Consider the following 9,987-nt stretch of genomic DNA (forward strand, 5'->3'; position numbering starts at 1 on the left):
GGGCGCGGCGGAGGACCCGCAAGCGGAGGCCGAACACCCGCCGGAGGGGAGCGCGTCGATCAGGGGTTTGGCGATCATGTCTTTGTCCTCACGACCCTGCCGGCAGGCGAACCTGTTTCCCGCGCCAAACCGGCGGGATCGACGCGAGCGCGCAACGCTTGCTCAATATTTTGCGGCGACGGTCGTCGGTGGCGCGGCGACCCAGAGCGGAACGATGATATTCGCCCAGCCCCGTGTTTCAAAGCCGCCGTAATTGGTCTCGGCCACGGTGCGGGTCAATTTGAAGGCGACATTGACGACGCCGAAATCATAACCGACCAGACCGCCAAGCACGAACTGGCTCTGTCTCCCATAACCGGCGTAAGGCTGGTCGAGATCCCAGGAGGCGTAGCCGACGGCGCCGGCTTCGACCTTGCCGAATTTCTTGGTGGCGGTGAGGTCGAGGTTGATCCAGTTCGTGCCCCAGCTGCCGGGGATCGCCGTCAGACTGCTGCGAACCGGGCCGTTGTAGCTGGCGTCCTGACCCGTGCCGTAGATGAACGTCGCGGAAAGATTATAGCCGTCGGCAAGGTAGCTGACCGCCGCGACGGTCTGAAACGAGGCGAAATCGCGGGCGACGTTGATCTGCGTCAGCTCATTGTTCACCGGCAGATAAGCGCCGGCCTGCACGCCGCCGTACCAGCCGCCGCCAAGGCTCCATTTCAACTGCGCCTCTAAGAGCGGATTGGATGCGCCGGCCCAACTGCGAGCGCCATGGATTGCGGCGTTCGCCAACGGCGAAGCGGCGTCGAACAGCAGATGACCGCCCAGAATGTCCCACGGCGTCGACCAGATCAACCAGGCGGGGACGATGACGCCGACATTCGCGCCGGGTTTCGAATTGGTGTAGCCGTAGCTCGGCAATTGCAGCACATAAACGCCCTGCGGCAGCGGCGCGCCGAGCGCGACGCCGGTGGTGATGCCGGGCAGGATTTCAGAACCCGCCTGCGCTTTAGTCTCGAAGCCGACCAAGGCGGCTGCGCAGAGGGCCGCCGCACCCAATGATTTTTTGAAATTCATTGCAGTCTCCGTGACCGCCTTCGCAGGCGGCAGTCCTTCCCGGGGCGTCAGGCGCTGGCGCCGACCGCCGTCGTGTAAATCTTCTCGAGCAGGGTGAGCGCGCCGCGATAGCCGACGTAAGAGCGGTTGAGGACGACTTCGTAGGACGAGGGGAACCCGACCTCGACGATGGCGCCTTTCAGATCTCTGGCGAGATCGCGCTCCCAGGTCGTGCCGAACAGGATCGGCGGCTTGTGGCCGAAATCGGTTTTCCGCAGAATCTCATGGATCGTGTAGCTGTCTTCCTCGAACGCGACGTCCACCGCGACATCGTCGGCGATGGCGCGAAATTCGGCGCTGATCAGGCCGCGCGTCTCCTCGGGCGGATTGTCGGTGACGATAACGCGGGCCGGGATCAGGCCAAGCTGATTGACGAGGAACCGCGTGAGACCGAGCGCATAGCCGGCGTCGCCGATCACGGCGAAGCGGGCCGGCAGGCCCCACCAATATTCTGAATAGAAATCGGTGAAGTCCTCGATATATTTGTAGTAGCGGGCGTCTTCGTCGGCGATGAACGCCTCGACCCGGTCCTTGTCGAGGCCGGCGAAGGCGGCGACGCGGCGCAGGAAGGCGCTGGTTTCGCCGGCGCCGATCGGCAGAGCCGGCGCATGCAGGAACGGCTGGCCGTATTTGGTTTCGAGATGCCGCGCGGTTTCCAGCCCGAGCCAGGGACCGATCACCAGATTGAACTGGGCGCGTGGAATGGCTTTCCATTCATCCACGCCCGCGGATTCCGGGCCGAACAGGATGTTGACCTTGAGGCCTATGCCGGCGAGCAGGCGCTTTATTTCAGTCAGGTCGCCGCGCCAAAACGTGTTGTGATAGGGCAGCAGCGTCCAGACGTTGACGGTTCCCGCCTCAGGCGCGCCGTCGTAGGGGCCGACGAACTGGTCGATGATGGCGCGGGTCACCCGCTCGTGCCCCGTAAAATTGTTGCCGTGAAAGCCGCCGGTTTCGGCGAAGACGATGGGGACGGCCTGCTGCTGGAACGGCTTGACCACCGCGCCGATGTCGTCGCCGACGAGATCGGGGATGCAGCCGGTAAGCACGACGAACAGATCGGCTTCAAGCACTTTCAGCGTCGATCCGATCAGCTCGGTCAAACGCTCGCCGCCTCCGAACACGACTTCGCGTTCGGAGGCGTTGGTGCTGGGGGTCACCGCCCCGCCGCCATAGCCGCCGCCTTGAAAACCGTTGTAAAAGGCGAGGTTCATGAATTGCTTGTCGGCGCAGCCGGGTCCGCAATGGGTGATCGGAATGGCGCGGGGGATCGCCACCACGCTCTGCATCGCCCCGATGGCGCAACCGTAGCGGATCTGTTCAATCGAATGGGTTTTTTCGACGATGGTCTTGTCGACGATGGGCTTGGCCGAGCCGAGCGTCGTTTTCAAATCATGCGCTGTCATGACAAATTCCCGGCTCACTTCGCGCCGACGCGGCGCACGGAGGACGAAAGCGCCGCGGGCTGACGCGGCGCGGCTTGCGCCGCCTGCTTTTCCTTGGCGAGCACGAACGGATCGGTCTGTTCGAGCCACCATTTCCGATAGGGAAGCTTGGTGTGGGCCGCGAGGTCCTGATGGAACTTCTTGTGCGCGAGCACGTCGAGAATGGATTCGCCCAGGTTCACGATGCCCTGGTAGCCGACGACGTGATGCTCGTCCCCGAGCGGGATGGCCGGAATCCCGAGCCGCGCCGCCAGCGGGGCGAGCCCGTTGTGCCGGATGATTATGAAATCCGGCTTGATGCGCTGCAGCAGGGCGTAAAACTGGTATTGCTGGCGATTGCCGACGGTGAATTGCGGCACGTCGCCGTAGGTGTCGACGAGATGCGCCAGCGTGTCCTGCCGGGGATCCTGGCTGTCGTAAACGGGGTCGTGGTGGAAGACCAGCGATCCCTCGACCTCGACGCCGAGTTCCCGCAACACGCCGATCAGGCCATGCGCATAGGCGGAGCCGGTCGAGACGTAGCCTTTCTTGCCTTTCAGCAATTCGCGCAACTCCGCGATGCGCGGCTTCACCCGCGCGTGCTCGCGCGCGATATAGGCTTCGGCCTTCTCCTCCCGGTTGGTTTGCTTGGCGATGGCGCGCAACCATGCGTCCGTGCCTTCAAAGCCGTAAGGCAGGGGCGCCTTGATCTCCGGCACGCCAAATTCCTGTTCGAGCGCCGCGCTCATATAGGAGCCGAGCGTGTAGCAGAACGTCACCGTCGCCGCCGCCTCGGACAATTGCGCGAGTTCGTCTACGGTGGCCATGTCGACGACGTAATTGACCCGCAGGCCCAGCTCGCCGAGCATGGGCGTGAACACGTCGCCGCCCCACAGATTGATCACGTTGACGAGATCTTCCTGCTTCTTTTCCGGGGCCTTGCGCACGATTTGACGTAAGATTCCGTGCTGCGTGGCGTCGAAGCCGGTGCTCCAGTGTTTCGACTTAAAACCCTCGCAATGCAGCGGAATCACGGGAATGCCGATTTCGCTTTCGGCCGCTGCGGCGACGCTGTCGATATCGTCGCCGATGATCGCGGTCGAGCAGGAGCTGGCGATGAAAATGGCCTTGGGATGGTGACGCTCCCACGCGTCGCGGATGGTGCGCTCCAGCTTCGCCACGCCGCCGAACACCATGTCCCGTTCGGAGAGATTGGTGCTGATCAGATGCAGGTTCTGCACCGGCAGGCCGCGCATGGCCAGGCCATTGCGATAGATGGAATTATAGATGACCTGCCCGGTTCCGCAGCCGATCGGCGAGTGCTGGATCAGTACGGCGTCGCGCACGTTGCCGGCCTGACATTCCACCATCTGCTCGCTGCAAACGGAGCCCTGGGTGAACGGGCTTTGCAATTCGCAGACGCGCCGCGCCTTCTGCCCGCCGCAGCCGCCGCCACGCTTGAAGCAGGATTCGACGGCAAGCTCTTCGGCGCTGCCTTCCCATCCGATGACTGTGCCGAGCCGTTGTTCGCGGCTCTCGACCACCGGAGTCTTGAGATTGATCGGCATTTCGAACCTCCCCGCCTTAGGACGCCAGCAACTGGCTCTGCCGTTCCACCGCGATCAGGCGGTCGGCCCAACTCGCCGACCAGTCGCGCAATTCCTGCTGGTCCAGCGGGGTCGGCGTCTTCGATTCGGTGTGTTCGACGATGCGCTTGGCGAGCCGGCGGTAGACGTCAGCCTGCTCTGATTTCGGCGCGGCCTCGATGGTGGTCTTGCCTTGCAATTCGGCCTGGGTCACGCTGAGCGACCGCGGCACGTACTCGACCACCTGGGTATGGGTGCGGGCGACGAAATCGTCGATGATGTCGCGATGGAAGTCGGTGTTGATGGAATTGGCGATCACGCCGCCGAGCAGCGCGCCGCCTTTGTTGGAATAGGTCTGGATGCCTTTGAACAGGTTGTTGGCGGCGTAAATGGCCATGAAGTCCGACGACGACACGGTGAAGACGTGTTCGGCGATCCCCTCGCGCACGGGGACGGCGAACCCGCCGCACACCACGTCGCCGAGCACGTCGTAGATGACGACGTCGAGATCGAGCGCCTCGAACACGTCCTGCTGCTTGAGAAGCTGCACGGCCGAAATAATGCCGCGCCCGGCGCAGCCGACGCCCGGCTGCGGTCCGCCCGCTTCGACGCAATAGATGCCGCCGAACCCTTCAAAAATGGCCTCGTAGGCGTTGACGCGCGCGTTGGCGTGCAGAAGATCGAGGACGGTCGGAATATATTCGCCGCCGCGCAATGTATTGGTCGAGTCGGCCTTCGGGTCGCAACCGAATTGCATCACCTTGTAGCCGGCTTCGGCGAGCGCGGCGCTGATGTTGGAGGTCGTGGTCGACTTGCCAATCCCGCCTTTGCCGTAAATCGCGATTTGCTTAATCTGTTTGGTCATATCTTCGTCTCCGAGTTTCGCTCCAGGCTGCGGTCCTGCGTGGACGGCCGCCTGGAGCGATTGGCGTCAGCCAACGCGCGCCGCGCCGTCGTAGAAGCTGCGCCTGCGCGAACCGCGACGCATTTCGGTTTCACATCCTTTGCGAGAAGATCAGCTTCGAGATCAGCAGAAGTTCGCTCCTTTCGCAGAAGTTTTGCGCGGCGACCGTCGCATGGGCGGCGCGCCTCGAAACCGGTGTTTGCGTGGATCTGCGGTCCCGACGTTTGCTAGAGCGCGCGGCCTCAGATCGCTTTGCCGCCTTCACGCCTACGCCTCGCTTCGCCATAAGTCAACAAAACTTATCAAGTTTATAGACTAAATGGAATTTGAAGCGTTTCGCTGCTATGACGCGCCCAAAGCGTGATCGCGCCGATGCGGCCGAAAGAAGACAACGACCGGCCTTCAGTACCGACGTCGCCGGCGCCGGAAGCGGTCACGGTCTTGGGCGACGCCATCCGCCGCGCGACGGACGGCCTTGCTGCGGCAGGCCGATCGTCTCGCGGAGGGGGCGCTTGAAGGCGTTCATCGCACAGACCGTCTCGCGTTGCGGCGTCGACGCCGATCTGATGCGGAGCGCGATCGCCGCGCCGGCACGACGTCAGGCGCGCACGCCTTGGCTCTGAACGGTTGCAGCCAGTTCCGCCTTCGCTGCCGGTGGTCCGTTTGTCACTTTTTAGTGGATTATACTGGTTCTATAAACGAACTCAGTAATAGGGCGGAATGATCGTGCTGGGATCGCCGCGCCGACGCCCAAGGAGGAATCCGAATGACTCGCCGACACATCCTGAGCCGGATCGCCGCTATCGCGTTCACGGCGCTTGTGGCCACGCCGGTCGCCGCCGAACCGGTCAAGGAAATCCGCATCGGATATCAAAAGATCGGCGCTCTGCTGCTCGCCAAGGCGCGCAGGGTGGTCGAGCAGCGCTTCGAGCCTCAGGGCGTCGCTGTCAAATGGGTCGATTTCCAGGCTGGGCCGCCGCTGCTCGAAGCGCTGAACGCCGGCGCCATCGACTATGGCTACACCGGCGATTCCCCGCCGATCTTCGCCCAGGCCGCCAAGGCGAAGATCGTTTATGTTGCGGCCATTCCCGCGCGCGGCGAAGGCTAGGCCATCGTCGTCAACGCGGCCTCGCCGATCAGGACGCTGAACGACCTCAAGGGGAAGAAAGTCGCTGTCGCCAAAGGGTCGAGCGCGCACAACCTGCTGATCGCGGCGCTGGAAAGCGCCGGGATCGGCTTCGACGAGATCACGCCGGTCTATCTGTCGCCCGCCGACGCCTCGGCGGCGCTGACCAGCGGCGCCGTGGACGCTTGGTCGATCTGGGATCCGTTCTACGCCATCGCCGAGATCGGCAAGAACGCGCGCCCGCTGCCCATCGACCCCAAGGCGACCGTGCAGAACAGCTTCTTCCTGGCCAACCGCGACTTCGCGGAAAAACATCCCGACGTCGTCGTCGCGATCAACGAGGAGGTGGCCAAGGCGACGCAATGGGCGGACACGCATCGCGAGGAAACCGCGCGGCTGTTCACCGAGGCCAGCGGCGTCGATTATGCGGCGCAAAAGCGCAGCGTCGATCGCGGAGAATTCACGTTCAGCCCCGTGACCGAAAAGGTTCTCGAGGGACAGCAGGCGGTCGCCGACCGCTATTTCAAGCTGAAATTGATTCCGAACCGAATCGACGTCCACGACGTCGTCTGGGCGAAGGCGAAATCATGACCAGCGTGGCGGTTCCCCAAGAGGAGGCGGCCGCGCCGATCGCGCGGTCGCGCGGCTCCGTCCGCGGCTCCGTGCTGCCGTGGCTGGCGCCTCTCGCCCTGCTCGCCGCCTGGCAGGCCAGCGCCGCCTATGGCTCGCTGTCGCAGGACGTGCTGCCTTCCCCGCTCGCCGTGGTCGAAGCGGGCTGGCGCCTGCTGCTGTCGGGCCTGCTGATTGGCGGCGGAATCGGCTTCGTCCTCGGTTTGGCCAACGGCCTGTCGAAACTGTCGGAAGACCTGACCGACACAACCTTGCAGATGATCCGCAATGTCGCGCATCTCGCGCTGATGCCGCTGATGCCGCTGGTGATCCTGTGGTTCGGCATCGACGAGTCGGCCAAACTGTTTCTGGTCGCGCTCGGCACGTTCTTTCCGGTCTATATCAACACGTTTCATGGCGCGCGCAGCGTCGATCCGCAATTGATCGAGATGGGACGCAGCTATGGGCTGAGCCGCATGTCGCTGTTCAGGCAGATCGTTTTGCCGGGCGCGCTGCCCTCGATCTTCGTCGGCCTGCGTTTCGCGCTGGGCGTGATGTGGCTCACGCTGATCGTCGCCGAGACCATCGCGGCGCAATCGGGCATCGGCTATATCGCGATGCAGGCGCGCGAGTTCCTGCAACTCGACGTCGTGGTGCTGGGCATCCTGATCTATGCCGCGCTGGGCAAGCTGGCGGACGTCGTCGCACGCTTGCTGGAGCGGCGCATGCTGCGATGGCGCCCTTTTCAAAAGCGATGCGGCCGTCGGCCGGCTGCAATTCGGCGATCTCCACATTGTCCCGCGAAAGTCCGGCCGCCTCGATCGCGCGCAAGGCGAGGTAATGCACGCCGGCGGCCTTGGCGAGGCCGATCCGCTTGCCCTTGAGGTCGGAAAGTCCCGCGATCGGGGAATTTTTCGGCACGAAAATGGCTTGCGCCGTGGGCGAGGGTTTTTCCTGCGCCAGATAGGTCAGCTTGGCGCCGGCGGCCTGGGCGAACAGCGGCACGGAGACCCTCACGCGCGGGCGCATCCTCTGTTCGCCGCCGATCTGCCGCTGGCGCGCATCGAACTCGACGCCTTCGCCAAGCTGCCGCGCCGCGACGCCCCCATCGTCGCCTTCGACGCCGGCGAGGGGCTGGCGGAAAAGGCCGCTAGGAAATTGCTGGCGCTCGGCTATCGGAATGTCGCCGTTTTCGCCGGCGGCCTCGACGGCTGGCGCGCCGCTGGCGGCGAGGTCTTTCGCGACGTCAATGTTCCCAGCAAGGCGTTCGGCGAATGGGTCGAGGCTGAATTGCACACGCCCTCGCTCCCCGCCGAGGAGGTGAAGGCGCGGATCGACCGGGGCGAGGATCTGGTCATTCTCGACGCCCGCCGGTTCGACGAATACCAGACCATGAGCATTCCGACGGCGACCAGCGTTCCCGGCGCGGAACTGGTGTTGCGCGCGCCGGCCCTCGCGCCCGATCCGCGCAGGACAATCGTCGTCAATTGCGCGGGGCGCACTCGCTCGCTGATTGGCGCGCAATCGCTGGTCGACGAGGGGCTGCCGAACCCGGTTTACGACTTGCGCAACGGGACGATCGGCTGGACGCGGGCGGGGCAGGCGCTGGAACGCGGCGCGACGCGACGTTTTCCAGACGTTTCCGAAGCTTTGGCCGGAACGGCGGCGTCTCGCGCGCGAAAAGTCGCCGACCGCAACGGCGTGCGCCGCGCGAGCCTCGCGCAGGCGCGCGACTGGGCGCGGCAGCAGGGCCGCACCACCTATCTGTTCGACGTGCGGACGCCCGAGGAGTTCGAGCAGGGCCATCTCCCCGGCTTTCGCCCGACGCCGGGCGGACAGCTCGTGTAGGAAACCGAAATGGTCGCGCCCGTGCGCGGCGCGCGAATCGTGCTGTTCGACACGCGGGGCGCCCGCGCCGACATGACCGCGTCCTGGCTGGCGCGGATGGGGTGGGAGGTCCATGTGCTCGATGGCGTCGACGCCGCCGCGCTCACCGAAATCGGGCCCTGGGCGGCGCCGGCGCCGCGGCAGCCCGAAGTTGCTCTGGTCACGGCGGACGCGCTCGCGGCGCTGCTTGAGCGGGGCGAGGCGGTGGTGGTCGATTTCGCGAGCGCCGCGCATTTCGCCCGCGGCCATATTCCCGGCGCGTGGTGGGCGCTGCGCTCCCAATTGGCGGAAGCCGTCGCGCTGCTGCCAAAGGCGCCGGCCTATGTGGTCAGCTGCGACTCCGGCCGGCTGGCGCAATTCGTCGCGCCGGAGTTTTCGGCTTTCGCCGGCGCCCCGGTGTTCGCGCTCGACGGCGGCAATCGGGCCTGGACGGAGTCGGGCCGCGCGCTGGAGACCGGCGGCGATCGCCTCGCCAGTCCTCCCATCGACCGCTACCGCCGCCCCTATGAGGGCGTGGACAATGCGGCGGACGCGATGCAAGCCTATCTCAATTGGGAGTATGGCCTGATCGCGCAGTTGGTCCGCGACGGAACCCATCACTTCCGAACAGGCGATCCCATCCGATAAGACACGTCGAACACCAGCGACGCTTTGATATGCCCAAGCCCAGGAAGATGAGCAGTCACCAACCAGCTCTGGTTGCGGGCGTCCACCGCCCGAATAAGTCGCGCGGCATAATCGACGGCGGTCGTCGCCGATGCCAATGACTTGGTCTCGCCCATGAGATGCCATCCCCGCCGACGTTGCGGATTCGAGGATAGCCCCTCTTGTCGCCCCTGGTCATGAAGCCGTCAGGGAACTGCAACGCCGGTCGGGATATCGCCATAGCCTCGGCGTCGCTTTGCAGCTTCCCGCCGCCGAAAGGCTTGCCTGGCCTCGTTCAGTTCCAAAATAATGATCTTGCGTCGACCTACGCGCCGAAATGTCCCCAGGTTCGCGCAAGGGCGTGCTCGCCGAACAAAGTGGGTTCAATCGCGAGACCGTAATACGGCCAAATGTCGAAGGCGGCGTCCACACCCAGTTTCCGCCATCGCTCCTCGAGCGCTGTCAGAATAGGTGTGCGATTTTGGGACGGCTCACAAGCCGCGAAATAAAAATTACATTTTTGGCAGAATGCAGTTGACCACCACAGATCGTAGCATCTAAAAGACACCCATCGACGGCGTCGCTGCCGGTCACTGGCGGCGGACGCTGACTTGTCTTCTCTAGACCTTCGTGGTTTGGCCGGCTAGGTCGCCGGGTGGGGACGTTTTCGGGTTTAGGGTAGGTTGACGCTTTCGGGTGTTTAGCCTA

At 64.3% G+C, this 9,987-nt stretch carries 10 protein-coding genes and 1 pseudogene; 5 read left to right on the forward strand and 6 right to left on the reverse strand.

Going from position 1 to position 9,987, the window contains the following annotated elements; translation table 11 throughout:
* Positions 1–162: 162 nt before the first annotated feature.
* The 4 genes from CFB24_RS21720 to nifH are packed head-to-tail and all read right to left on the reverse strand — an operon-like array spanning position 163 to position 4,973.
* The gene (locus tag CFB24_RS21720) at positions 163–1,059 is read right to left on the reverse strand and encodes a transporter family protein (RefSeq protein ID WP_141098569.1); all 897 of its coding nucleotides are present in this window, start codon (positions 1,057–1,059) and stop codon (positions 163–165) included.
* 47 nt (positions 1,060–1,106) lie between these two features.
* Positions 1,107–2,504: a nitrogenase component 1 gene (locus tag CFB24_RS21725; protein ID WP_088522709.1), complete on the reverse strand. Its 1,398-nt coding sequence runs from the start codon at positions 2,502–2,504 to the stop codon at positions 1,107–1,109.
* A gap of 14 nt (positions 2,505–2,518) precedes the next feature.
* Entirely contained in the window at positions 2,519–4,090 is a 1,572-nt protein-coding gene (locus tag CFB24_RS21730) for a nitrogenase component 1 (RefSeq protein WP_088522710.1), read from the reverse strand.
* A 16-nt stretch (positions 4,091–4,106) separates the two neighbouring features.
* Entirely contained in the window at positions 4,107–4,973 is an 867-nt protein-coding gene (nifH, locus tag CFB24_RS21735; protein WP_088522711.1) for a nitrogenase iron protein, read from the reverse strand.
* Between the two features lie 805 nt (positions 4,974–5,778).
* On the opposite strand from nifH, the gene CFB24_RS24015 reads away from it, so the two are divergent.
* The 3 genes from CFB24_RS24015 to CFB24_RS21745 are packed head-to-tail and all read left to right on the forward strand — an operon-like array spanning position 5,779 to position 7,631.
* Positions 5,779–6,120 carry a type 2 periplasmic-binding domain-containing protein gene (locus CFB24_RS24015; protein ID WP_338064187.1) on the forward strand — a complete coding sequence of 114 codons (342 nt, stop codon included), beginning with the start codon at positions 5,779–5,781 and terminating at the stop codon, positions 6,118–6,120.
* 3 nt (positions 6,121–6,123) lie between these two features.
* Complete coding sequence (locus CFB24_RS24020) at positions 6,124–6,729, forward strand: ABC transporter substrate-binding protein (RefSeq protein ID WP_338064189.1); 606 nt, start codon at positions 6,124–6,126, stop codon at positions 6,727–6,729.
* The gene (locus CFB24_RS21745) at positions 6,726–7,631 is read left to right on the forward strand and encodes an ABC transporter permease subunit (RefSeq protein WP_088522712.1); all 906 of its coding nucleotides are present in this window, start codon (positions 6,726–6,728) and stop codon (positions 7,629–7,631) included. Before CFB24_RS24020 ends, CFB24_RS21745 begins: the two co-directional genes overlap by 4 nt.
* Here the strand turns inward: CFB24_RS21745 and CFB24_RS23820 are convergent.
* Positions 7,534–7,776: pseudogene (locus tag CFB24_RS23820) on the reverse strand (ABC transporter substrate-binding protein); the annotation flags it as partial. The gene CFB24_RS21745 and the pseudogene CFB24_RS23820 overlap by 98 nt on opposite strands.
* Between CFB24_RS23820 and CFB24_RS23825 the strand changes: the two are divergent.
* Together CFB24_RS23825 and CFB24_RS23830 are read left to right on the forward strand one after the other, a co-directional pair.
* Positions 7,678–8,595 carry a rhodanese-like domain-containing protein gene (locus CFB24_RS23825; RefSeq protein ID WP_244593283.1) on the forward strand — a complete coding sequence of 306 codons (918 nt, stop codon included), beginning with the start codon at positions 7,678–7,680 and terminating at the stop codon, positions 8,593–8,595. The pseudogene CFB24_RS23820 and the gene CFB24_RS23825 overlap by 99 nt on opposite strands.
* A 9-nt stretch (positions 8,596–8,604) precedes the next feature.
* The gene (locus tag CFB24_RS23830) at positions 8,605–9,261 is read left to right on the forward strand and encodes a rhodanese-like domain-containing protein (protein WP_244593282.1); all 657 of its coding nucleotides are present in this window, start codon (positions 8,605–8,607) and stop codon (positions 9,259–9,261) included.
* Here CFB24_RS23830 and CFB24_RS22875 read toward each other — a convergent pair.
* On the reverse strand, positions 9,231–9,416 hold the full coding sequence (locus tag CFB24_RS22875; protein ID WP_141098570.1) for a hypothetical protein: 186 nt from the start codon (positions 9,414–9,416) through the stop codon (positions 9,231–9,233). The genes CFB24_RS23830 and CFB24_RS22875 overlap by 31 nt on opposite strands.
* Positions 9,417–9,987 lie beyond the last annotated feature (571 nt).

Source organism: Rhodoblastus acidophilus, from assembly GCF_900187365.1.
GTDB classification, from domain to species: Bacteria; Pseudomonadota; Alphaproteobacteria; order Rhizobiales; family Beijerinckiaceae; genus Rhodoblastus; species Rhodoblastus acidophilus.